Raw genomic sequence first — 23,751 nt, 5'->3', positions numbered from 1 at the left:
TAATCAATTTCTATTCATTCACCCAACTCATGATTTCTGCCATAATGTGCATTACGAACACATTTTAAGCCTCAAGGCATTTCACAATAATGAGGGCCATTATTTATGGATCAGTGTCATACTAACGATTTGATTTCTTTAGATCTTGCATTGGAAAAATTACTTTCTGAAACCCAAACTGTGGTAGGTACAGAAATCATTCCACTGACTTCATCAGCGCAACGGATTATTGCCACTGATCTTATTTCCCCTATCAATGTCCCTCCCTTTGATAATTCAGCAATGGATGGATATGGTTTGCGTTTTGCAGATTGGGATGGAAAAACGCCAATGCCTGTTGCGGGTAAATCATTTGCAGGCAACCCGATGGAAGGCGAACTAAAAGCTGGCTGTTGCGTGCGTATTATGACTGGTGCGCCTATTCCACAAGGTGTAGATACGGTTGTTATGCAAGAATCAACTGAACGAATAGATGGCGGCATCCTATTTACTCAACCAATTAAAAAAGGCAGTAACATCCGTAAAGCTGGCGAAGATATAGCCCAAGGCAGTTCAGTGTTCCCTACAGGAACCCTACTTACAACCGCCCAATTACCGTTGATTGCCTCACTTGGTATTGCGGATGTGACAGTTTATCGTCGCTTAAAAGTGGCTGTGTTCTCAACGGGGGATGAGCTACAAGCTGTGGGTCAACCACTTCATGATGGGCAAATCTATGATACCAACCGCTTTACTGTTCGCTTGATGTTAGAAAAGCTCAATTGTGAAGTCTTAGATTTAGGCGTGATCCCTGACTCCCCTGAAAAACTAAAACAAACCTTTATTGAAGCAGATCAACAAGCGGATTTAGTGATCAGCAGTGGCGGCGTTTCTGTTGGTGAAGCCGATTATACTAAACAAATCCTTGATGAATTGGGCACGATTGGTTTTTGGAAATTAGCCATCAAACCAGGAAAACCTTTTGCCTTTGGTAAACTGAGTCATTCTTGGTTCTGTGGCTTACCAGGAAACCCCGTTTCTGCTGCACTCACGTTCTATCAACTTGTTCAGCCATTGATTGCACGCTTAGCAGGAAATAGCCAATGGCAAGCCCCACTACGTTTCAAAGTACCCGTCACCACACCTTTGAAAAAAACGCCTGGTCGTCTGGATTTCCAACGCGGTATTTTAAGTACCAATGAGCAAGGGCAACTTCAAGTTGCCACAACAGGCCATCAAGGCTCACACGTATTTAGTTCCTTTAGCTTAGCCAACTGCTTTATCGTACTAGAAAGAGAACGTGGTCGAGTAGAAGCAGGTGAAACCGTTGATGTTGAAATGTTTAACTACTTATTGAAAAGCGAATAATTACCGTGCAAGAACTTAGCGATAACGAAATGCTGCGTTATAACCGTCAGATAATTCTTCGCGGTTTTGATTTTGACGGGCAAGAAAAGCTCAAAGCGGGCAAAGTACTGGTCATTGGCTTAGGTGGGCTAGGTTGCGCGGCAACGCAATACCTTGCTGCGGCGGGTGTTGGTTATTTAACATTAGTTGATTTTGATACCGTATCGCTTTCTAACTTACAGCGACAAATTTTGCACCGTGATACCACAATTGGCGAACCCAAAGTCGATTCTGCAAAGTGGCAACTTTGTGCAATTAATCCACATATCCATATTGATACGGTTAATGCCAAACTTGAAGATGCGCAGCTTAGTGAATTAATCACTCGCCATGATGTGATTTTAGATTGCACCGATAACGTCGCTATTCGTGAGCAACTTAACCGTTTATGTTTAGCGCAGAAAACACCGTTAGTCTCTGGCGCAGCCATTCGTATGGAAGGCCAACTGTCTGTTTTTACTTATGAAGATAATACCCCCTGTTACCACTGTTTAAGCCGTTTGTTTGGGGAAAATAGCTTAACCTGTGTCGAGGCAGGGGTGATGTCTCCGCTAGTTGGGACTATAGGCACATTAGAGGCAATGGAAACCATTAAACTCCTCGCCAACTATGGCAAAGTGAATTCAGGCAAAGTCTTATTGTTTGATGCGATGGCGATGGATTTTCGCCAATTTAAACTGAGCAAAGACCCGCACTGTGAAGTCTGCAACTCAAACTAGCTAGTTATTTAATTAGGCGAAAATATTTTTGCCTAATTAATCTCTTTCCAAGCACAAAATTAAGATTATTCCGAAAAAACAAATTAATGGCCCTTTGAGCTTATACTATCCCTCTTTTGTGGTACCTGTACGTATAAATATCACCACGTTTTATTATTTTATAATGCTACTGAGAGTATGAATATGCAATTCCCTCCTTGCCCGAAATGTCAGTCTGAATACACCTATACTGATAATGATATGTATGTTTGCCCTGAATGTGCGCACGAATGGAATGACGCAGAACCCGTGGCAGAGATTGATGAACTGATTGTTAAAGATGCCAACGGCAATCTGTTAGCGGATGGCGACACAGTCACCGTAATCAAAGACCTGAAAGTTAAAGGCAGTTCTAACATGCTCAAAATCGGTACCCGTGTCAAGGGCATTCGCTTAGTCGAAGGTGACCACAATATCGATTGTAAAATTGATGGTTTTGGCCAAATGAAGCTGAAATCTGAGTTTGTGAAAAAGAACTAAGTTAAAGCTAATTCTGTTTTAAATACAAAAGCCCCAGTAACATACACGTTACTGGGGCTTTATGTTAGAGAAAAGCTTATTTAAAGAACAACGCCTTGACTTGTCAGGTACTCATCATAAGTACCTTTGAAATCAATCACTTTATCTTCTTTGATTTCTAAAATACGACTTGCTAATGAGCTGACAAACTCGCGGTCATGGGAAACAAACACCAACGTTCCTTGGTACATCTCCAGTGCTAAGTTCAATGACTCGATAGATTCCATATCTAAATGGTTGGTTGGTTCGTCCATAATCAAAATGTTTGGTTGTTGCATCATCAACTTACCAAATAGCATACGGCCTTGCTCACCACCCGATAACACTTTCACTTTTTTCTTAATATCATCTTGTGAAAATAATAAACGGCCTAAGATACTACGCACCGCTTGCTCATCATCACCTTCGTTTTTCCACTGGCTCATCCAGTCAAAAACATTTAGATCAGTTTCGAAATCTTCTGCGTGGTCTTGTGCATAATAACCAATACGACTATTTTCTGACCATTTAACCATCCCACTTGTTGCTGGGTGCTCACCCATTAAGGTTTTTAAGAAAGTGGTTTTACCAATACCATTGGCTCCGATAACCGCCATTTTCTCACCCACTTCAAGCAGTAAATTAACGTTTTTGAAGAGTGGGCCTTGATCGTAACCATTCGCTACTGCCTCTAATTCAAGGGCATTACGGAACAGTTTTTTCTCTTGTTCAAAACGAATAAATGGGTTTTGACGACTAGACGCTTTAACCTCATCCAATTGAATTTTATCAATTTGACGTGCACGTGATGTCGCTTGCTTTGATTTAGATGCGTTAGCGCTAAAGCGGCTAACGAAAGATTGCAGTTCAGCAATTTGCGCTTTTTTCTTCGCATTATCAGACAGTAAGCGCTCACGCGCTTGTGTCGCTGCAATCATATATTCATCATAGTTACCCGTGAATAAACGCAACTCACCATAGTCTAAATCTGCCATGTGCGTACAAACTGTGTTGAGGAAGTGCCTATCATGGGAAATAATGATCATAGTACAGTTACGATCATTCAGGATTTGCTCTAACCAACGGATAGTATCAATATCCAAGTTGTTCGTAGGCTCATCGAGTAACAAAATATCTGGGTTAGAAAACAAGGCTTGTGCCAGCAATACACGTAGTTTCCAGCCTGGTGCAACTTCACTCATTGGGCCATAATGTTGCTCAACAGGAATGCCTACACCTAATAATAATTCACCCGCACGAGCTTCCGCACTGTAGCCATCCATTTCACCATATGCGACTTCCAAGTCAGCAACACGGTAGCCATCTTCTTCGCTCATTTCAGGTAGTGCGTAAATACGATCACGCTCTTGTTTCACATTCCACAGTTCAGTATGGCCCATAATGACCGTATCCAGAACCGTATATTCTTCGAATGCAAACTGGTCTTGGCGAAGCTTACCAATACGTTCATTCGGATCTGTTGTACTGACGTTACCCGCTGTTGGGGTTAAATCGCCACCTAAGATCTTCATAAACGTCGATTTACCCGCACCATTTGCGCCGATCAAACCGTAACGGTTGCCTGTACCAAATTTAACTGAAATGTTTTCAAACAGTGGCTTGCTGCCAAACTGCATAGTGATATTGTTGGTTGTTAACACTGCTATGCCTTAAATTAAACGGTGTAGAGTTACCTGTCTTAAAGAATGCGCATCATAGAAAAAGCCAACAACACTAACACTGCTTTAAACAGTAAAGAAAACAGCGATTTCTATGATATGTAATACGACGGATATAAATAGCGGCGCATTATGCCATAATCGAGCGCTTAGATCTTGTTCTGTTTTTGATAATTGTCATTCTGCAATCATTCTAATAAGGTACGCCGCCAATGATTGTTGCCCTGTGCATAATACGCCTTTCGGGCAAATAATCTGCTGTCGCATAATGCTGAGTGATTTGATTATCCCAAATCACCATATCATCTTTTTGCCATTGCCAACGCACCTGAAACTCTGGTTTATTAATATGTTGGAACAAAAAACCTAATGTTATTTCGCTCTCTTTGGGCGTTAACCCAATGATACGGGTAGTAAAGCCTTCATTAACAAACAACGCTTTTCGCCCTGAAATTGGGTGAGTTCTAACGACAGGGTGTGATACGGGTGGGCTATTTTCTTTGGCTTTCAACCATCTCGAATGAATTTCTTCTGAATGGCTAAAACGATACTCTGGGAATGACTTTGTAAAATCATGTACTGCCTGAAGACCCGCTAGCATATGTTTCCACCGAGCAGATAATGCACTATAAGCCACCACACCACTGGCCCATAATGTGTCACCCCCTAATTCTGGAATATGTTTTGCCGCTAATACCGCCCCCATTGGCGGTGTTTCAATAAATGTAACATCAGTGTGCCAATTGTCGTTATCGGGTGGGTTCTGTTCATCCGTATCAAGTACCATTATTTCTTTGCATTCAGGCGTATGAGGGTAAATGGGATGTGTGTGTAATAAACCAAACCGCTCAGCTAATTGTTTTTGCTGTTCAGGTTGTATAGGTTGGTTTCTAAAAAAAAGGACATGATATGCCTGCAACGCATAGTTCAGCGCTGTAAACTGTTTATCATCAATATGTTGAGATAAATCGATACCACTGATGAGAGCGCCTAATGCGGGTGAGACTCGCTTTATTTTAAAAGGATATTCCATATAATTCCTAATCACTTCAGTTTTAATGTAAAAATAAAAGTAATCTAAATTAGGCTTTTAAAAAATATCAAAAAAAATAAAGTTAATATAAAACAATATATTAGAAATATAATTATCTTAGTAATAGATTGCTAATTTATATGTAAAATAGGATATATCGGCCGTATTCGGCCGACATGAGGTAAATTATAACTTAATGCCCATGGTGCGAGTAATTTCAGATAGACCTTCACGCTCATAAAAACGAATCGCATTATGGTTTTGTGCTAACACCGATAGCTCCAAGTGGCTAAACTGCTTGTTTTTCGCCCAATTTTTCATACCATCAAGTAATTGATGCCCTGTTTTCTCACCACGAGAATCTGGGGAAACAATCAAATCAAAAACGTAGGCAAAATCCCGTGGAACCATACAATTATAGGGAGCCGCAGATTGGTGCTCGGCAATACAAAACCCTTTAACTTCGCCTTCAAATTCCGCGACTAATAGATGAAACTTATCATCAACAATAGCATTTTCAATAAATTCTTGTGATTGTTCTGCAGGCTTCATACGCTCAGAGTCAAGTAAGGCCATTTCCGTAAACAAGGTTTGATAGAGGGATAAAACAGCATTTAAATCATCACGTGTAGCTTCTCTTATCATCATTTTCCCATTATTTTTACGCAGTTTAATCGTATGTTTTTACTGGTGGTGCAATATAAGATTCAAAACTATCAATTAACGCTGCTGGTGAATCGTTGACAATCGCCATATGACGATACTTTTCGTGTAAAAAACCTTCATCCGCCATTTTATTTGTCATATCAATTAATGGCTGCCAATAATTATTGATATTAAACAACGCACAAGGCTTGGTATGCAGGCCAATTTGACTCCATGTAAACACTTCCGCATATTCTTCTAACGTGCCATATCCGCCTGGTAAAGCAACAAAAGCATCCGCCAGCTCAATCATTTTATTTTTTCGCTGATGCATTGTTTCAACTTTATACAGTTCAGTCAGGTTCTTATGTGAAATTTCACGCTCTTCGAGCAATGACGGTATAACACCTATTGCCTTTCCACCTAACGATAAAACAGTATCTGCGATTGTCCCCATGATACCGACACTGGCACCACCATATACTAATGCAATATCACGCTTGACCATCTCTTTAGCAAACTCAATGGCTTTTTGCTGGTAGATTTCATGTTTACCCATGCTAGAACCACAATATACTGCAATACTTTTAATTGTTCCCATTACGTCCTCGTTTTTCATTTTATTATGACTTTTTGGTAAAAAAAGGATTATACGGGAGCGTTAAAGAAGCTCAACCCAGATTATTTGCCATAATAAAACCCTATTAATCTCTTTTTATACCATTGCTATTTCACTAAACCAATATCGATTTCCCTATATCACATTTTATCCCCCATCAGCGAGTGCTATAAGGTAATAAACAAATATAAAGCAGTCTTATTTTATGCGATAATCCTGTGAAATTATTTTTCATTGTAATATTTTAATTTTTATTTAACACGAATCACTGTTATCGCGTGTTTACTGACTTAGTGACGTTTTTCTGAGGTTTTATTATTTATGTCTGCCGATACCAAAAAGAGCGCATTTCCACTATTACCAATAGGGTTATTATTGCTAGCAATGACCTCAATTCAAAGTGGCGCTTCTTTAGCTAAAACACTATTTCCTCTTATCGGCGCTCCAGGTGTAACAGGCTTACGCTTATTGCTGGCCACCATCATCTTGTTTGTTATTTTTAAACCTTGGCGCTTGAAGTTTAGAAGAAGCTCATTGGTTCCATTGTTAACGTATGGGCTATCTCTCGGAACAATGAATTACCTATTTTATCTATCACTTGAGCGCATCCCTCTTGGGATTGCTGTCGCACTGGAATTTACAGGCCCATTAGCGGTTGCGATGTTTTCTTCTCGCAGACCTATCGATTTTTTGTGGATTGGGCTGGTTATTGCTGGGTTACTCTTTTTGCTACCTATCGGTGATAACATTAATTCCATCGACCCACTCGGCGCTATTTATGCGCTAGGGGCTGGCGTATGTTGGGGAATTTACATTATATTTGGCCAACGTGCAGGTGCTGGTTACGGCGCAGCAACCGTGGCAGTTGGTTCCTTTATATCTGCTCTGATTTTCTTCCCTATCGGACTTATGCAGACAGGCTTTGAGGTGATGTTTGACCCAGCAATTTTACCCCTCGCTTTAGCCGTTGCCATCTTATCGACAGCATTTCCTTATACCCTTGAAATGATTGCCTTAACACGCCTACCAGCAAAAACGTTTGGCACATTAATGAGCCTAGAGCCATGCATGGGCGCATTCCTCGGTATTGTTTTCTTGCAAGAGCACCTGACATTAACCCAATGGCTGGCTCTGCTGTGTATTGTTTGTGCCTCTATCGGGTCAACATCCACAGCCTCACCGAAATCAAAAATTGAAGAAGTCTCATAAAAAACAAATAATATCTTGTTTTTTGAAGCATTAATTAGGTTAATAAACTTATTCATTCGGTTTATTAACCTGTTATCTTGCCATTAACATTTCATTTTCTTGTCATATTTATTTATTAAAATTGTTTTAAATTAATATAACCTTGACCTATCGCACTTATTGCAAAAAATAATAAATCCCTAGCAGCCACAATAAAATCAAGTAGAATAAAACATATCGAATCGGCCTATTAAATTAATCGTTTATTACACTATGACAAATTAAACTGATTACTTTATATTTATTAACAGATGAGGTTATCAACCAGTTTCAATATTTAAAAAGAGGATGAACCATGAGCACAGCTAAATTATTTAAAACATCTTCAACTGAACTTTTATATACACGTAACGACTTGGAAGATAGCGTAAAATTAGAAACCATTGGCATTTTAAATGTTATGGTTGTTCACTTTACGGATCTCTCTTTAATGACAAAACAAGCTCACTGGAATATGCGTGGTCGCAATTTCATTGCTGTCCATGAAATGTTAGATGGTTTTAGAACCACTTTAGTTGAACATTTAGACGAGTTTGCAGAGCGTGCTGTCCAATTAGGAGGAGTCGCGATTGGGACAACACAAGAAGTTAACCGCTTTACTTCATTAGAAGCTTACCCAATTAATATCCACAGCGTACAAGACCATTTAAAAGCGCTCGCAGACCGTTATGCTGTTGTCGCAAATGATATTCGTAAAGCTATTGATGAAGTCGAGGATGAAGATACTGCAGATATGTTTACCGCTGCATCTCGTGATATGGATAAATTCCTTTGGTTTTTAGAAGCAAATATTGAGTAATGTCATACCATAGAGTCAATTATAATTGACCTGAAGGCCACTTAATTGTGGCCTTTTACTGTTTATAACCTAATACATATTTAATGCTTTCTACTTTTTATTTATTACCTTAGGCATTTCAGGTTGTTCTATTGGGAAAACAGGTAAAGCATTTAATAAACGTTTACCATAATTTTTTGTCAGTAAGCGTTTATCATAGATAATAATTTCACCGTAACATTCATGACTACGGATTAAACGCCCTGCTTGCTGAATTAAATTAAATGAAGCACTTGGCAAGCTTTGCACCTCAAACGGATAGCGTTTTAACGATTTTAACCAATCCCCTTCAGTCACGATAACTGGATTGGTCACAGGCGGAAATGCAATTTTATGAATATGCACCTGTGTTAAATACTCACCTTTTAAATCAAGCCCTTCTGCGAAGGACTGTAAACCAACCAACGCACTTGCTTGCCCCTTGCTAATTCTTTCACAGTGAGTTTCAACCAAACGATAACGTGGCTGATCTCCTTGAACTAACAATTGCAAGCGAAAGTCTTTTACATGTTCAAGAAACCCTTCCATTGCCCTTTGGCTACTAAATAACACCAAAACACCACGGTGCTTACCTTGGGTGAATTGCTCACGAAAAAATGCTGCCATTTCAGAAAGATGTTGCGATTCAGTGGTTATTGTGGGCTCATATTCCATTTGAGGAATAATAATTTTCCCTTGCTCAACATGATTAAAAGGCGAAGACAACGTCACAAAGTGGTCATCATTTTTTTCCGATAACCCCGTTAATTCCATAAACCTTGAATAACTATTTAAGGAGCGAAGTGTTGCTGATGTAATGACAATATGAGGCACATTACGCCACAATAGATGTTGTAGTTGTTCACTCACTCGAATGCCCGCGCAATGCATAAAAATACGCGACTGATTCTTTTCATAGCGGCGACTTAACCATTTCGAAACTGGCGCGCCTGAACTTTGTTCAAGCGCGGCTAATCGCCAAAGTTTTGCCATATTCTCAAAATAGCCCATCGCTCTACTCGTTGTTAATATAGAACGGTGTAAACGTACGATGTCTTGTTTTGCAGTTTGCTCCGTCAAATCATTCAATATTGATTCCGCTAAACCTTTTAATGCATCTGTTTGCTTAAAAAGGTCTTGGCAACACTGTTGCATTGCCTCAGGCAATACACCTAGCGGGAAAAGATACTCACTTTCTTTTGAAGTTTCAGGCAATACTGCATTTGCTAATAAAGAAAAATCACGAAATGCCTCACGCAGCTTTTCAGCATGCTGTTGTAACTTGTCTGGGTTGGCCAATTTAGGGGGCTTCACTGGCCGAAACTGCGCTAAATATTGCCCCACATGACTCATAAAATTATCCACTTGCGCATTCAATTGCACTAATGTGATTTCACCTTCAACCTCTAAAGCATCACGTGCTACATCGGGTACATGGTGCCCCTCATCCAAAACTAATAGTAATTTTTTAGGATCAGGTAACACCGATTCGCTTTCCATCGCCGCCATCACTAGAGCATGATTAGCCACGACGACATCAGCATCTTCAATTTCACGCCTTGCAATAAAAAATGGGCATCGTTGATAGAACTGGCAATTACGACCTAAGCAATTCATTTTGTCCGTGCTAACTTTACGCCACAAGCTGTCTGGAAAAGCCCGTTTGTGGTGATCCCGTAAACCGTCCCATATAAAGGAATTGAAGTCATTACGTAATTGCTGACAAATTGCCCGCTCTTCGCTATTGGCTATCTCCGTTTTATCTTCCACCAGTAACATTAAATCAATTTGTTCGCCTTCTGCGGCACAAATAGCCTCTAAATTTCTCGGGCAAACATAACGTGCACGCCCAAATGCACCCGTAAATTTTAAATCTGGGATAATTTTGCTCAGTAACGGCAAATCTTTACTAAAAATTTGATCCTGCAATGCCACATTCGCTGTACTAACAACGAGCGTTTTCCCTTCTTCCCTACCCACTGCAATACCTGGAATTAAATAAGAAAGCGTTTTTCCTACCCCAGTGGGCGCTTCGATAACTAAATGACGTCCACCGTCATCCGCTAAGTTTTTAGCGACTTCCGCTATCATTTGGCGCTGCGGCGCTCGGGAAACAAACCCATCAATTTGTGATGACAACCCTTTATACCACTGGGTTATTTGCTCTTTAATTTTGTTTGATAGGGACATAAATTACGTTGATGACCAAATGTGAGATGTAAGGTAACGAAAACCACAACGGCAGGGAAACACGAAAAATAACTTTTGCCAACCGCTTCGCAAAACTACTGTATTAAAACCCATTATACATAAAAATTGGGAAGCCTTTTGCAAAACACCAACTCAGAGGCAGAAAAAATCGCTTTTAACTTGTTTGCAACACTCATCCAGTTATACTTTGGGTTCTTATTTCTACGCAGGCTATAAAAAATGAAAAAGGTTGTTATCGCACTTTGCGCATTATGCGCTTTTGGTTCCGTAGGCGGCATCGTCCTTGCAGGGATGAATATCTACACTCGCTCCACAACCCCGATAGAACAGGGGCAACCACAATCACCATCATTACTGCCTGCACCAAACCAAGTTCAATAGTATAAAGTGGTTTATCAACCCAGGACGGAGATAACTTATGTACAACGATTATTTTGTAACCCCTCAATGGCTTAATACACACCTATCTGATGGCAATATCATTGTACTTGATGCTTCATCTCCACCACCAACTGCCCCTTATGATTGCCGACAGCACTATTTAGAAGAGCATATTCCAAACGCGCAATTTTTCCACCAAGATGAAATCGCCGATAAAACTTGCGACCTACCGCATATGCTGCCAAGTTCAGAAGTCTTTAGCCAAGCAGTTGGTTCAATGGGAATTGATAATGACACTCAAGTTATTATTTATTCACAGAATAATTTATTTTCATCACCACGCGCTTGGTGGACATTTACAACAATGGGATGCAAAAACGTAAAAATCCTTGCTGGAGGCATCGAAGCTTGGAAAGCTGAAGGCTTTGCAACACAATCGGGTGAAGTGACACCTCCTACACGCAAGCAATTTAAAGCATCCCGTAAAGATACAAACGCGTTAAACCAACAGCAAGTTCTTGATGTTGTTAACGAAGGTCAAATACAAATTATTGATGCTCGAGCAGCCCCCCGCTTCTTAGCACAGGCACCAGAACCTCGCCCAGGTTTACGCATGGGGCACATTCCAGGAAGTAAAAATGTTCCATGGGACTTGTTAGTTGCGAATGGCGAATTTAAATCCCCTGAAGACCTAAAAGCTATCTTTGCAGAGCAAGGCGTAGACATTCAAGCTCCATCAATAACTACTTGTGGCTCAGGAATGACAGCCGCTGTCGTTCTTATGGCGTTAACACTATTAGGTAACGATAATATACGTCTATATGACGGCTCATGGGCAGAATGGGGCCAAGATAATGGCTTACCAATAGAACCTTGATTTTTTAGCTTATATAATAAATAAGCCACTCATACTTAAGTGGCTTATTTAAGAAAGTTTTTTGGTCTATAAGGACTATTTTGCAAATATCCCTGCTAAAAATAGCACAACAATGGCACCAATCACCGCAACGACAAAGCTACCAAAGTTAAAACCATCAACCTTACCTTTGCCAAAAAACGTGCTGATATAACCACCAACGACTGCCCCAACAATCCCTAGCACCGTCGTCATAATGAACCCCATATGATAAGTGCCAGGCATCAACCACTTAGCTAAAACACCAGCTATCAAACCAAAAATAATCCACGCAATCACGCCCATTTAAAGCCTCCCAAGACTAGGTTTTATTTAACAGTAGCTAAAAAAGCATGCAATCATAGGTATTAGATATACCTACCATATAGTTTAAGTAAAGACCTTATAAGCGAAATTCGCAAATAAAAATAGTAACTAAACAGGATTGTTTACAATTAATGGTTAACAACTCGCATAATTACCGCTGCAATTTGTTCTGCATTTTTCAACGCCCTAACCTGTGAAAATAATTCATCGGCTTCTTGGTATTCTTTGCGTAAATAACCCAACCATTGTTTAATCCGAGCAGCATGGTAATGACCTGTATCACCTAACTTTTCGAGTTCCGTGTATTTCAGTAGTAGAGATTCAACCTGCTCCCAAGGCATCTTAATTTCATTATATTTAATGACACGGCTAAGGTTTGGGGTATTAAGTGCACCTCGGCCAATCATAACAGCATCGCAGCCTGTTACTTCAAGACAACGCTGAGCACTGTCATAATCCCAGATTTCACCATTCGCTATTACTGGAATTGATAATCGATGGCGAATTTCACCAATAGCTTGCCAGTTAATACGTTCGGCTTTATAACCATCTTCTTTTGTACGTCCATGAATCGTTAGTTCTGTTGCCCCAGCTTGTTGAACAGCATCCGCAATTTCATGAGCGAATGAAATACTATCCCAACCTAAACGCACTTTAACTGACACTGGGAGTTCTTTTGGTACAGCTTCACGCATCGCTTTTGCTGCCTGGTAAATTAAATCTGGCTGCTTTAATAACGTTGCACCACCACCGTGACCATTAACTGTTTTTGAAGGACAACCACAATTTAAATCAACCCCCCATGACCCTAATTCAATGGCTCGATAAGCATTTTCAGCTAACCATTGTGGGTGCTGGCCAAGTATTTGAACGCGCACAAGGGTTCCCGATAATGTTCGACTTTGATATTTGAGTTCAGGGCATAAACGATAAAATGTTTTTGCTGGTAATAACGTATCAACAACTCGCACAAATTCACTGATGCAAAGGTCATAATCATTGACCGCAGTTAATAAAGAGCGAACAAGGGGGTCTAAAACTCCTTCCATAGGAGCTAATAAAACACGCATAAATGGCTCACAAAAACAACAAAGGTAAAAATCAATTTTTACAGGCCATATTGGCCATGGGATAGCTCAATATGTTCACATGGAAAATAAAGGCACGAATTTGAGCTGACTATAATACATTTTCTTGGCTAAATAAGTATAAAAATGAGCATGCTTTGCAATGACAAAAAAACACCTCAATAAGTATAACTTACTGAGGTGTTTTTCATTCAAAATATGAACAATTAAACGATAGTAAAACAACCATCGATTATTAAATCAGCACCAGAGGTATAACTTGCAGCGTCAGATAATAAATAAATGACAGCACCAGCAAGCTCTTCAGGTGTCCCCATTCGTTTAAATGGGATCATTTTAACCCATTCATCCTGCCAATCTTGTCTTACCGTCGCCGTCATTTCAGTTCGAATATAGCCAGGGCTAATTGAATTAACGCGAATACCAAGCTGGCTCCATTCAACTGCTAAAGATTTGGTTAAATGCACGACAGCCGCTTTTGATGCATTATAGGACGCTTGCTCTTGTGGAATATTCACGATAGTCCCAGACATCGATGCTGTGTTCACAATACTACCTGGTTTATCATTTTTAATCAGATAACGAGCAAATGCTTGAGCAACAAAGAAAACACCATTTAAATTCACATCAACAATTTTACGCCACTCGTCAGGGGCGCAATCAACTGCCGGTTTATGCAAGCAAATCCCTGCATTATTAAATAATAAATCTAAGGTACCAAAATCAATTCCAACGGACTCAATGCACGCCTTCACATTTTCAGGGTCTACCACATTGCAGCGGTAGGCTTTTGCTTTGATATGATAATTTTTTTCTAATTGCTCAGCGATATCACTGGCATCAGCAAGATCAAAAATAGCAATATCTGCACCTGCATTCGCTAAATATTGTGCAACAACTTTTCCAATACCTTGCTTACCACCAGTGACAATGGCAACTTTCCCCTTTAAAGAAAAAATATCACTACTCATAATCGCACTCTCCATAATGGATAATTATTTGCTTGTTTTTTTACAGGAAATAAGCTCTATTTATTAGCTCACTACCTATTGTTCTTACAATTTTACTTTTGATTTAATACTTTCCAGCATCACAGCAATAATAATAATGATGCCCTTAACCACTTGTTGGTTATAACCAGAGATATTCATCAGGTTCATCAAATTAGAAATAATACTTAAAATTAAAACGCCAATAATCGTGTTAATAACAGTGCCTCGACCACCCGCTAAACTTGCACCACCCACAACTACCGCTGCAATAACATCTAATTCAAAACCAACCGCTAATACTGGAGAACCAACACCTGTCCTTGTTGTGGCTAAAATTCCTGCAATCCCACAGGCTAACCCACTTAGTGCATAAACAGCTAACTTGTAATAATTAACTCGAATACCTGCAAAGCGTGTTGCCGTTTCATTTGAACCAATTGAAACCACTAAACGACCAAATACCGTATGCTTATATAAAAATTGAGCTAGTAAAATAAAGATACCAAATACGTAAACAGGTAAAGGAATCCCAAATAAATAACCAGTACCAAATTCGATTAATGCAGGGTCATCAATAAATACAGGCTGTCCTTTTGATATTATCAACCCTAAGCCCCGAGCAATTGTCATCATTGCTAATGTGGCAATAAATGGTGCGATATTAAACCAGGTCACTAAAATACCTGCAAAAGCACCAATAATGGTTGCCATAATAATACCAACGGCTAATGCGGGCCATAGACCAATATCAGGGATCATTAATGCAACAACCACAGAAACTAAGGCCATAATTGCACCAACGGATAGATCAATTCCCCCTGTTAAAATAACAAATAGCATACCTAGTGTAGCTAGCCCGAGAGGAACGCTTTGCCTTAATACGTTAGTAATATTATCGGCACTATAAAACCGATCTGATAAAAAACCCGCAACAACAAGCATGATAATAAAAACAAGTAGTGTTGAATTCTCGCCGATCAACTTTGCTATTTTTCTTAATAAAGATGGTTGATTGTTCGATTTATTTTCCACACTCAAATTTGAGTTTTCTAGTGTTTCCATGGTGTATCCTTTTTATTTTTATCTGTAACTTAGATTACAGCGCTACATTTAAAAATGAGTTAATTTGCCATTGCAGCTGTTTTTTCATGTTTGACAATAGCGTGACGCATGATATTTTCTTCTGATAGTTCATTTTCTTGTAACTCAGCGGTAATTCGCCCTTCACTCATAACGTAAACACGATGAGAAAGCGAAATGACTTCAATCATTTCCGATGAAATAACAATTACTGAAAAATCTTTTTGCGCTAATTCATTAATTAAGTGATAAATTTCAACTTTAGCGCCAACATCAACACCTCGAGTGGGTTCATCTAAGATTAATACATCACAGTTTGTATTTAGCCATTTGGCAATAACGACTTTTTGTTGGTTCCCACCACTTAAACTCGAAATTGGGTCATCCATATTGTTAAATTTAATTTTTAACTTATCTTTAAAGATGCTCGCTAATGCCCGTTCTTTACTAACCCGAATAACACCTTTTAATTGGCAAATAGAGCGTAACTTTGTCAAACTAATGTTTTCACGAATAGGTCTAGATAAAATTGCGCCTTGAATTTTTCTATCTTCTGGAACTAATCCAATACCTTTGCTCATTGCATCACTTGGGTGGTGAATAATAATTTCTTTATTATCTTTAATGATTCTACCCGACATTATTTTATCGATGCCAAATAAGCATCTTGCAATTTCCGTGCGTCCTGAACCGACGAGCCCAGCTAGGCCTACAATTTCACCTTTTTTAACATAAAGATTAATATTATTAAGTAAGCTTTTAGTGGATAAATTTTCAACCTGCAAAGCAATCTCATTACTTGGCGTATTTTTAACTGGGTATAGATTTTCAAAACTTCGCCCCACCATACCTGTAATAATATCGTCCTCTGTACACGTTTTAGGATCCAGTTCTTTCGTCGTTTCCCCATCTTTAATAACCGTAATTGCATCCCCAATTCTAAATATTTCTTCTAACCGATGGGAAATATATAAAATAGTGACACCTTGTGCCTTTAAAAATTTCAATTGGCTAAATAAAATATTAATTTCACGCTCAGATAATACAGCTGAAGGCTCATCTAAGATTAAAATATTAACATCTCGAGCCAATGACTTCGCTATTTCAACCATTTGTTGATATGCAACACTCAGTGTTTTAGCCTTAACGGTGGGATCAATATCAAAACCTAAATTTTTTAAAACATGACTAGCACGTTTATTTAATAATTTTCGGTTTATAGTCGCTTTCCCAAAACCAAGGTCCCCCAGAAAAATATTTTCGGCGACAGTTAGCTCAGGTGAAATAGCAAGTTCTTGGTAAATAATACCAATTTTATGTTGTCTGCTTTGCTTTGGTGTCGTGAAGTTCACTTCTTCACCATTAATAAAAACTTGCCCACTATCTTTTGTATATATGCCAGATAGAATTTTCATTAATGTTGATTTTCCGGCTCCATTCTCACCTACAATTGCATGTATATCACCCCGCTTAACTTTAAGGTTAATATCTTTTAAGGCATGAACCCCACCAAAACTTTTTTTCACACCCTTTGTCACAATTGCATATTCTTCCATCATAAATACCTTTTGCTTTATTAACTATGATAGATTTTTAGAGGTGCGGTATTCTATTACCGCACCTCACGCACTTAATTAATACAGTGCTTTTTCATCATAATATTTCTTAACATTATCTTTATTAATGACAACTGGCGTGATGTAAGAATAATCAGGGAATTCTGTTTGGCCTGCTTTATGCTTAGCAATAACATCGATAACAGCAGATGTTAGTGTATCTGGGTTATTTGAAGATGTTGCTTGCAATTCACCACGTGAAATCGCTTCAAGTGCTTTTTTATATCCATCATTCGAGAAAATTTTCACGTTATCTAATTTGTTTGCGGCTTTCAAAGATAAAACTGCACCTAAGACCATTTCATCAGATTCGGTATAAACGCAGTTAATTTTATCTCCCTGTGCAACGAGCAAATCTTCCATCGCTTTAAGACCACCTTGCTGGTCCCAATTTCCCCAACCTTGGCTTAACACTGTTAGATTTGTTTGGTTATATTTTCTAAGTTGCGCTTCCATCACACCACGAACAAAGTTTGCTCGACGAGCTTCACCGACTAAATTACCTTGATTCCCACTGATAAAGACACAGTTCATTGGATTTTTACCAAATAAATCAACTGCATACTCTCCCATTAAGACATTGTTTTTTCCGTTATCAGCCTGAACACGTGTTATGACAGGAGCACTTAGTGGAATATCACTGTCTAAAATAATGGTTGGAATACCTTTATTTTTTGCCATATTCGTAATACGAATACCTGCTTCTGGATCTTGTGGATTTAAAACTAAATAATTAATTCCTTGAGATAACATATCCTCTACATCTGAGATTTGCTTATTTAAATCCCCGCGTGCATCTGTCGTGATTATTTCATAACCTTTTTCTTTAGCATGCTTTTGCATGTATTGATCAAGCCCATTAAAAAATGCGCCATTTAATGTTCTATTCGCAAAACCAATTTTTATTTTATCTTCAGCATTAGCTAAACCTGTTGAAAATGCAGAGACAACAATAGTACAAAGCAATAATTTATTAATAGCTTTCATTATATTTACCTTATATGTAGGGATGGTGCTTTCTATTATTTTGATAACTATGTAACTAAATTTTCCTAATGCCTTTATTATTAAATTTAATTGATTAAATAGACTGAGCGAGTAACCTTTCTTCTACTTCAGATAAATCAGGTAACGTGCCAGCCCCTAGCTTTTCAACACTCACAGCCGCATAGGCAGATGCAAAACGGGTCGCAAAACGGATTGAATCTCCCATTGCTAATCTCGCCGCTAACGCACCATTAAATGCATCTCCAGCACCAGTCGTATCAATAGGTTGTGAAGGGAAACACGGAATAATCATTTTCCCTTCATCATCAGATAACAATGCGCCAAGCGAACCCATTGTGATAATGACGTTTTTACATCCTTTAGCGTGGATTAAGTCAGCAGCTTGGCTCGCACTTTCATAGTCTTCCACTTTGCACCCTGTAATTAGCCATGCCTCTGTTGAATTAGGTGTAATTAAATCAACCTGTTGTAACATCTCACTCGTCACTGGTTGCCAAGGCGCTGGGTTTAAAATGACAAAAGCATTATTCGCCTTGCCAATAGCAATCACGCGCTCAATAGCTTGTAAATTATTTTCTAATTGCACTAATACAACATCAGCACAAGAAATTGTTGGCTCACATTGGGTGATTTCATCGTCTGTCACTGTCATATTTGCGCCGGGGTCAACGGCTATCATATTTTCAGCATCACCATCACGTTCAGCGACATAAACGAGTGAATTTCCAGTTGAAATTTCATTCGTTACCAATAAGGTAACGGCATTAAAACCAACTGACTTTAGATGCCTACGTGCATATTGCCCAAAAGCGTCCTCACCTATTTTTCCGATATAATGGACATTTGCACCTGATTTTAAAGCCGCCGTTGCTTGGTTTGCTCCTTTTCCACCTGCACTTGTCATACTGCTGTTTGCGACAAGTGATTCACCTGGAAATGGGAAACGAGATACTCTGGCAACCATATCAAAGTTAAACGAGCCAAATACACATACTTTTCCTGCCATAATTAATCCTTAAAACTAAGCATAATTCAGTGAGGTGAGAATATCTTCTTGCATCGTTTGCCACGTTTCAGATAGCGGAATACCTTTTTTAAATAACCCACTACTTCCCATAATTAAAACTTGCCCACCTGCTTTTAATAAGGCTTTATACGTATTTTTATTACAAGAACCATCAACCTCAATTAAGAAAGAATAATTCCCTTCTGCTTTTTTCTGATTCAAAGCATAGATTTTTTCTACCATTTCGGGAATAAACGCTTGCCCTGCATAACCTGGATCAACCGTCATCACAGTTACTTTATCAATTAAATGAATATAAGGATTTAACACCTCAATACTTGTCGCAGGATTTAAAACAATCCCAACTTTTTTGCCCTTATTACGAATATGACTAATCACTCTAAATGCATATGAACTTATAATTTCCGCATGCAAAGAAATACTGTCAGTTCCAACAGAAATTAAATCATCAATAAAATCCATTGGGTGTTCTACCATGAGGTGAACATCAATGGGTAGCTGTGTATAAGGTTTGATTTGTCGAATAAAATCAACTGACAATGCCAAGTTCTTGACATAATGCCCATCCATTATATCCACATGCAGCATATCCGCATTATCATTTAAAAATGATAATTGCTCAGATACTTTCATCATATCGATACACATTAAAGACGGTGAAATTAAGTATTTCATCTTTTCATCCTAATAAATATTTTATTTAATACAATGCTGCCTCTGACATATATAAATTCAGAGTTTTATTATTTAATTATAAGTTTAATTAATCGTAATAACTTTAACGTTATGCCACGTCATTTCTTTTTGGAATAATGGGTCATCAAATTTTTCAGTAATTAATAGATCAATATCACCAAATCCACAAACTCGAGCTGTTCCTATCTTTCCAAACTTACTTTGGTCAACTAATAAAATAATTCGACGCGATATTAAAAACATTTGCCTAAGGAGTGCTGCATGAGCTTCACTATCCGCATAAATGCCTCTGTCTCTATCAATTCCTTGACAGGAAAAAAATAGTGTATCGACATTCTGTTCATTAATTTGTTTGATTGTCGTTTCACCAAAAAAAGCTTCTTCTGCAACAGAAAATTCCCCACCTAACCCGACGACACGCGTCGATGTCCGCGGCATCAGCGTTTGAATAATCGCAACAGAAGGCGTTACAACTGTTAATTCAAACTCAGGAAGTTGCCTAGCTAAGAACCAACTGCTGCTGCTACCATCTAATAAAATAATTTGCTGTGGTTGAATAAAATCCAACGCAACTTTCGCCATGCGTGTTTTATTTTCTATATTTAACGCCGTTCGAACTCGAAATGCGCCTTGTTTTACTGAAGGTGGCATTTCTTGAGGTGCATAATAGGGTATCAACGACGTTTTTAGCTTATTTGATAACAACGCCCCACCATGGCTTCGATTCACCATTCCTTGATGTTCAAGGTCTGTTAAATCTCGCCGCACCGTCTCCCGAGATACCTGTAGACGCTCGGCCAAATCATTAACACGCATTGCACCATGTTCTTGAATGAGGGCAACAATAGCATTATGTCTTTCGAGTTGTAGCATATTTGTCCCCTTTCAATATGGTGATGAGTATAGCCGTATCAATTCATGATTACTGAGCCGTTTTTCTCATAACGTTAGGATCAGGGGAAAAAGCCATTTTCTGTGATTTTTCTCTCAGAAAACACAAATTCCCCCTAACTTAGCGATGCTGTATCGCTTAATAGTTTGCATATCGGTCAAATACGGGCAAATACAAAGAAAAATACAAAAGCCCGTATTTACCCGCATAAACCCGTTTATGCCCGTTTTGATAATTCACTGATGAAATTAATTTGTTTTATTAAAATTTGAAAGGGATTTTGTGAAAATATTGTTATCTTATGCTGTACATCTCAATTTGATGATCACTGAGATAGTATCGTGCTGAAATTAATATTAAGCTGGGAAGATTGGCATCAATCAAATGATTGGTTTAAACAATAGAATAAAAGGTGAATTTTAAGGGAATAAAGCCAAGCCTTACTCCCTTAAAATTTAGTGCACTCATTATGTTACTAATAGCCACATCATTTTTTGATGTAACTAGCTATCCTTACGCCCTTGACTCACTTTTTTCTGGGCACTTTTCCACGGTGATGTAGATGCTGAACCTCTGTTACCACCGGCTTTCGCAGCTGGTGAATGACTACGACGTGGAGACTTAGTATTGTTGCCATGGTTTCTATCACCAGAGCGGCGTTCATTGCGCTGTGGTGTTTTTTGAATCGGCTCTGCTTTAATAGATGGATCGGGTTCATAACCGTCAATCGCCATCAATGGGATCGATTTTTTCAGCAGTTTTTCAATATCTTTAAGCAGTTTAGCCTCATCAATACACACTAATGATACCGCCATACCAGTTGCATCTGCGCGGCCAGTACGGCCGATACGGTGAACGTAATCCTCTGCAACATTAGGTAATTCAAAGTTCACCACATAAGGCAGCTGCTCAATATCGAGGCCGCGAGCAGCAATATCAGTTGCCACTAAAACACGGATATCCCCTGATTTAAAGTCCGCTAAAGCGCGTGTTCGTGCACCTTGGCTCTTATTACCATGGATAGCCGCCGCTTTAATACCATCTTTATTCAAATGTTCAGCTAAACGGTTTGCTCCGTGTTTTGTTCTTGTAAAAACAAGAACTTGCTGCCAGTCATCACGACCAATCATAAATGACAGTAACTCAGCTTTACGCTTTTTATCCACTAAATGAACGTATTGCGTTATTTGCTCAGATGCTGAATTTCGAGGGGCAACTTCAATAGTTACGGGATTATTCAGTAACTTGTTTGCTAGCTGTTTAATGTCATCCGAAAAGGTTGCTGAAAACAATAAATTTTGGCGTTTTTTCGGTAATTTATTGATAACACGGCGAATATCGTGAATAAAGCCCATATCCAACATGCGGTCAGCTTCATCCAATACAAACATTTCGACCTGAGAAAGATCAACCGCATTTTGGTGCTCTAAATCCAATAAACGGCCTGGCGTAGCAATTAAAATATCTACCCCACCACGCAATTTCATCATCTGCGGATTGATACTCACACCACCAAAAACAACAAATGAACGAATACGCAAGTGACGGCTATATTCTTTTACATTTTCAGCAACTTGAGCCGCAAGCTCCCTCGTTGGCGTCAAAATGAGTGCACGGATTGGTCGACGATTATTACCGCGAGGGTTAGAAACCAGCTTTTGTAAAATAGGCAGTGTAAAGCCTGCTGTTTTACCTGTTCCAGTTTGTGCACTCGCAAGAAGGTCGTTTCCTGCAAGCACTGCGGGGATAGCTTGTTGTTGAATAGGCGTTGGACTTTCATAGCCTAACTCATTAATGGCAAGCAAAATTTCCTCGTTTAACGCGAGGTCTGAAAAAGTTGTCAAATTAAATTACTCCGAGCTTCACCGCTTCAAATTGATTGTGGCAGTTCTGGGGGAAGTGAGTCAGAAGAAAAAAGCGCAAACTGCCGTGCGACATTGCAAAATTCTAACATTATTTGATGGTGATAAATATATTAATTTAGTTTGGGTAATAAATTAATATAAAATTCCCTCTATATAGTATATATACTTATACAACACTATGAGTTGTCGTTTATGACCCCTTTTAAACATAAAGAGCCACTTAGAGCTTATAAAGTATGATTTAATTCTGATTTAAAGGAATGTTTATGAATATAAATTCGTCACCAACCTTGCGGGGAGAAAACGCAAAGTTACAACTACTACTTACAGCTGCGGATGTTTATGGAGAACAAGGGCTTGATGGGGCAACCACCCGCAAGATTGCGCAAGCATCAGGGCAAAATATCGCCGCAATTTCCTACTATTTTGGCTCTAAAGAAGGGCTTTATTTAGCTGTCGCGAAGATGATTGCAAAAAATATTAAAGACAGTTTCCATGATGTATTTCTTGCCATTGATCGCTTTTTAAATCAATCCGCTAATGAAAAAACGCCCCAAGAAGCACTCGATTTGTTACAAAAAACAGTGGTAACGTATAATTACTTTCAGCTTGAAAAGAAAAACTTAAGTTTTTCTCGTATTTTAGCGCGAGAACAACTTAACCCCACCGAAGCTTATACCATTATTCATGAGCAAGCTTTAGGCCCTATCCATTCTCGTTTAAACCGCTTAATTGCTGTTTATATCGGGGCTGACCCCAATCACCTCACAACACTTATTCATACCCACGCCATTTTAGGTGAAACGTTGTCATTTCGTATCGCTCGTGAAACCTTATTACGCCAAACGGGGTGGAAACATATCAATGAAAATGAATTTAAAATTATTAATCAAGTTCTTATTGAACACACAAATATATTATTAGCGGGATTACGTCATCGCAAACAAATTGAAAAGTGATATGATTAATTGATTAAAGTGGAATCATTTC

Annotated in this window: 23 protein-coding genes; 8 read left to right on the top strand and 15 right to left on the bottom strand. The window is 38.8% G+C overall.

The window, feature by feature from the left end; all coding sequences use genetic code 11:
• Positions 1-105: 105 nt before the first annotated feature.
• The 3 genes from moeA to M1F05_RS05405 all read left to right on the top strand — a co-directional run bounded on the left by moeA (position 106) and on the right by M1F05_RS05405 (position 2,624).
• On the top strand, positions 106-1,347 hold the full coding sequence (gene moeA / locus M1F05_RS05415) for a molybdopterin molybdotransferase MoeA (RefSeq protein ID WP_206085370.1): 1,242 nt from the start codon (positions 106-108) through the stop codon (positions 1,345-1,347).
• 5 nt (positions 1,348-1,352) lie between these two features.
• Positions 1,353-2,105 (top strand): molybdopterin-synthase adenylyltransferase MoeB, encoded by a 753-nt coding sequence (moeB, locus tag M1F05_RS05410; RefSeq protein ID WP_206085369.1) that lies wholly within the window; start codon positions 1,353-1,355, stop codon positions 2,103-2,105.
• A 183-nt stretch (positions 2,106-2,288) separates the two neighbouring features.
• The gene (locus tag M1F05_RS05405; RefSeq protein ID WP_206085368.1) at positions 2,289-2,624 is read left to right on the top strand and encodes a zinc ribbon domain-containing protein YjdM; all 336 of its coding nucleotides are present in this window, start codon (positions 2,289-2,291) and stop codon (positions 2,622-2,624) included.
• Positions 2,625-2,704: 80 nt separating this feature from the next.
• Here M1F05_RS05405 and M1F05_RS05400 read toward each other — a convergent pair whose 3' ends face one another.
• The 4 genes from M1F05_RS05400 to M1F05_RS05385 all read right to left on the bottom strand — a co-directional run bounded on the left by M1F05_RS05400 (position 2,705) and on the right by M1F05_RS05385 (position 6,600).
• Complete coding sequence (locus tag M1F05_RS05400) at positions 2,705-4,303, bottom strand: ABC-F family ATPase (RefSeq protein WP_206085367.1); 1,599 nt, start codon at positions 4,301-4,303, stop codon at positions 2,705-2,707.
• Between the two features lie 211 nt (positions 4,304-4,514).
• Positions 4,515-5,354 (bottom strand): taurine dioxygenase, encoded by an 840-nt coding sequence (gene tauD, locus M1F05_RS05395; protein WP_206085366.1) that lies wholly within the window; start codon positions 5,352-5,354, stop codon positions 4,515-4,517.
• Between the two features lie 186 nt (positions 5,355-5,540).
• A complete protein-coding gene (locus M1F05_RS05390; protein WP_206085365.1) occupies positions 5,541-5,999 on the bottom strand; it encodes a GNAT family N-acetyltransferase in 459 nt (152 codons plus the stop codon).
• A gap of 25 nt (positions 6,000-6,024) precedes the next feature.
• Positions 6,025-6,600, bottom strand: coding sequence for a TIGR00730 family Rossman fold protein (locus tag M1F05_RS05385; protein WP_206085364.1), 576 nt, complete (start codon positions 6,598-6,600; stop codon positions 6,025-6,027).
• A 339-nt stretch (positions 6,601-6,939) separates the two neighbouring features.
• Between M1F05_RS05385 and rhtA the strand changes: the two genes are divergently transcribed.
• Together rhtA and dps are read left to right on the top strand one after the other, a co-directional pair.
• Entirely contained in the window at positions 6,940-7,827 is an 888-nt protein-coding gene (gene rhtA / locus M1F05_RS05380) for a threonine/homoserine exporter RhtA (protein WP_206085363.1), read from the top strand.
• A 334-nt stretch (positions 7,828-8,161) separates the two neighbouring features.
• A complete protein-coding gene (gene dps / locus M1F05_RS05375) occupies positions 8,162-8,665 on the top strand; it encodes a DNA starvation/stationary phase protection protein Dps (RefSeq protein ID WP_206085362.1) in 504 nt (167 codons plus the stop codon).
• Between the two features lie 90 nt (positions 8,666-8,755).
• Here the strand turns inward: dps and dinG are convergent, their stop codons facing one another.
• Positions 8,756-10,873, bottom strand: a complete 2,118-nt coding sequence (gene dinG / locus M1F05_RS05370) for an ATP-dependent DNA helicase DinG (protein ID WP_206085361.1) — start codon at positions 10,871-10,873, stop codon at positions 8,756-8,758.
• A 240-nt stretch (positions 10,874-11,113) separates the two neighbouring features.
• Here dinG and M1F05_RS05365 point away from each other — a divergent pair, with 240 nt between their 5' ends.
• Positions 11,114-11,275, top strand: a complete 162-nt coding sequence (locus M1F05_RS05365; RefSeq protein ID WP_206085360.1) for a hypothetical protein — start codon at positions 11,114-11,116, stop codon at positions 11,273-11,275.
• Between the two features lie 37 nt (positions 11,276-11,312).
• Positions 11,313-12,152, top strand: a complete 840-nt coding sequence (gene sseA / locus M1F05_RS05360) for a 3-mercaptopyruvate sulfurtransferase (RefSeq protein ID WP_206085359.1) — start codon at positions 11,313-11,315, stop codon at positions 12,150-12,152.
• 75 nt (positions 12,153-12,227) lie between these two features.
• On the opposite strand, the gene M1F05_RS05355 is transcribed toward sseA, so the two are convergent.
• The 10 genes from M1F05_RS05355 to rhlE form a co-directional block, all read right to left on the bottom strand.
• Entirely contained in the window at positions 12,228-12,476 is a 249-nt protein-coding gene (locus M1F05_RS05355; RefSeq protein ID WP_004256598.1) for a GlsB/YeaQ/YmgE family stress response membrane protein, read from the bottom strand.
• Positions 12,477-12,625: 149 nt separating this feature from the next.
• Positions 12,626-13,567 (bottom strand): tRNA dihydrouridine(16) synthase DusC, encoded by a 942-nt coding sequence (gene dusC, locus M1F05_RS05350; protein WP_206085358.1) that lies wholly within the window; start codon positions 13,565-13,567, stop codon positions 12,626-12,628.
• 224 nt (positions 13,568-13,791) lie between these two features.
• On the bottom strand, positions 13,792-14,556 hold the full coding sequence (locus M1F05_RS05345) for an SDR family oxidoreductase (protein WP_206085357.1): 765 nt from the start codon (positions 14,554-14,556) through the stop codon (positions 13,792-13,794).
• An 84-nt stretch (positions 14,557-14,640) separates the two neighbouring features.
• Positions 14,641-15,519, bottom strand: coding sequence for an ABC transporter permease (locus M1F05_RS05340; RefSeq protein ID WP_375084316.1), 879 nt, complete (start codon positions 15,517-15,519; stop codon positions 14,641-14,643).
• Between the two features lie 179 nt (positions 15,520-15,698).
• Positions 15,699-17,213, bottom strand: coding sequence for a sugar ABC transporter ATP-binding protein (locus M1F05_RS05335; RefSeq protein WP_206085355.1), 1,515 nt, complete (start codon positions 17,211-17,213; stop codon positions 15,699-15,701).
• Positions 17,214-17,291: 78 nt separating this feature from the next.
• Positions 17,292-18,260: a substrate-binding domain-containing protein gene (locus M1F05_RS05330; protein WP_206085354.1), complete on the bottom strand. Its 969-nt coding sequence runs from the start codon at positions 18,258-18,260 to the stop codon at positions 17,292-17,294.
• Between the two features lie 94 nt (positions 18,261-18,354).
• Positions 18,355-19,287 carry a ribokinase gene (locus tag M1F05_RS05325; protein ID WP_206085353.1) on the bottom strand — a complete coding sequence of 311 codons (933 nt, stop codon included), beginning with the start codon at positions 19,285-19,287 and terminating at the stop codon, positions 18,355-18,357.
• A gap of 15 nt (positions 19,288-19,302) precedes the next feature.
• Positions 19,303-19,983 (bottom strand): D-allulose 6-phosphate 3-epimerase, encoded by a 681-nt coding sequence (gene alsE / locus M1F05_RS05320; protein WP_206085352.1) that lies wholly within the window; start codon positions 19,981-19,983, stop codon positions 19,303-19,305.
• 84 nt (positions 19,984-20,067) lie between these two features.
• Positions 20,068-20,877, bottom strand: a complete 810-nt coding sequence (locus M1F05_RS05315) for a DeoR/GlpR family DNA-binding transcription regulator (protein WP_206085351.1) — start codon at positions 20,875-20,877, stop codon at positions 20,068-20,070.
• 522 nt (positions 20,878-21,399) lie between these two features.
• Positions 21,400-22,740 (bottom strand): ATP-dependent RNA helicase RhlE, encoded by a 1,341-nt coding sequence (gene rhlE, locus M1F05_RS05310; protein WP_206085350.1) that lies wholly within the window; start codon positions 22,738-22,740, stop codon positions 21,400-21,402.
• Positions 22,741-23,021: 281 nt separating this feature from the next.
• Between rhlE and cecR the strand changes: the two genes are divergently transcribed.
• On the top strand, positions 23,022-23,720 hold the full coding sequence (gene cecR / locus M1F05_RS05305; RefSeq protein WP_206085349.1) for a transcriptional regulator CecR: 699 nt from the start codon (positions 23,022-23,024) through the stop codon (positions 23,718-23,720).
• The last annotated feature ends 31 nt before the right edge of the window (positions 23,721-23,751 follow it).

Source organism: Providencia sp. PROV252 (assembly GCF_033676005.1).
In the GTDB taxonomy this organism is placed as follows: Bacteria; Pseudomonadota; Gammaproteobacteria; order Enterobacterales; family Enterobacteriaceae; genus Providencia; species Providencia vermicola.
Note: the sequence above shows the minus strand (reverse complement) of the source record. Positions and strands in the feature narration are given on the sequence as shown.

Coding starts and splice junctions, on each gene's coding strand:
- moeA (WP_206085370.1), top strand. CDS start 106: ATGGATCAGTGTCATACTAACGATTTGATTTCTTTAGATCTTGCATTG.
- M1F05_RS05405 (WP_206085368.1), top strand. CDS start 2,289: ATGCAATTCCCTCCTTGCCCGAAATGTCAGTCTGAATACACCTATACT.
- tauD (WP_206085366.1), bottom strand. CDS start 5,354: ATGGAATATCCTTTTAAAATAAAGCGAGTCTCACCCGCATTAGGCGCT.
- M1F05_RS05390 (WP_206085365.1), bottom strand. CDS start 5,999: ATGATAAGAGAAGCTACACGTGATGATTTAAATGCTGTTTTATCCCTC.
- M1F05_RS05385 (WP_206085364.1), bottom strand. CDS start 6,600: ATGGGAACAATTAAAAGTATTGCAGTATATTGTGGTTCTAGCATGGGT.
- rhtA (WP_206085363.1), top strand. CDS start 6,940: ATGTCTGCCGATACCAAAAAGAGCGCATTTCCACTATTACCAATAGGG.
- dps (WP_206085362.1), top strand. CDS start 8,162: ATGAGCACAGCTAAATTATTTAAAACATCTTCAACTGAACTTTTATAT.
- dinG (WP_206085361.1), bottom strand. CDS start 10,873: ATGTCCCTATCAAACAAAATTAAAGAGCAAATAACCCAGTGGTATAAA.
- M1F05_RS05365 (WP_206085360.1), top strand. CDS start 11,114: ATGAAAAAGGTTGTTATCGCACTTTGCGCATTATGCGCTTTTGGTTCC.
- sseA (WP_206085359.1), top strand. CDS start 11,313: ATGTACAACGATTATTTTGTAACCCCTCAATGGCTTAATACACACCTA.
- M1F05_RS05355 (WP_004256598.1), bottom strand. CDS start 12,476: ATGGGCGTGATTGCGTGGATTATTTTTGGTTTGATAGCTGGTGTTTTA.
- dusC (WP_206085358.1), bottom strand. CDS start 13,567: ATGCGTGTTTTATTAGCTCCTATGGAAGGAGTTTTAGACCCCCTTGTT.
- M1F05_RS05345 (WP_206085357.1), bottom strand. CDS start 14,556: ATGAGTAGTGATATTTTTTCTTTAAAGGGGAAAGTTGCCATTGTCACT.
- M1F05_RS05340 (WP_375084316.1), bottom strand. CDS start 15,519: ATGCTTGTTGTTGCGGGTTTTTTATCAGATCGGTTTTATAGTGCCGAT.
- M1F05_RS05335 (WP_206085355.1), bottom strand. CDS start 17,213: ATGGAAGAATATGCAATTGTGACAAAGGGTGTGAAAAAAAGTTTTGGT.
- M1F05_RS05330 (WP_206085354.1), bottom strand. CDS start 18,260: ATGAAAGCTATTAATAAATTATTGCTTTGTACTATTGTTGTCTCTGCA.
- M1F05_RS05325 (WP_206085353.1), bottom strand. CDS start 19,287: ATGGCAGGAAAAGTATGTGTATTTGGCTCGTTTAACTTTGATATGGTT.
- alsE (WP_206085352.1), bottom strand. CDS start 19,983: ATGAAATACTTAATTTCACCGTCTTTAATGTGTATCGATATGATGAAA.
- M1F05_RS05315 (WP_206085351.1), bottom strand. CDS start 20,877: ATGCTACAACTCGAAAGACATAATGCTATTGTTGCCCTCATTCAAGAA.
- cecR (WP_206085349.1), top strand. CDS start 23,022: ATGTTTATGAATATAAATTCGTCACCAACCTTGCGGGGAGAAAACGCA.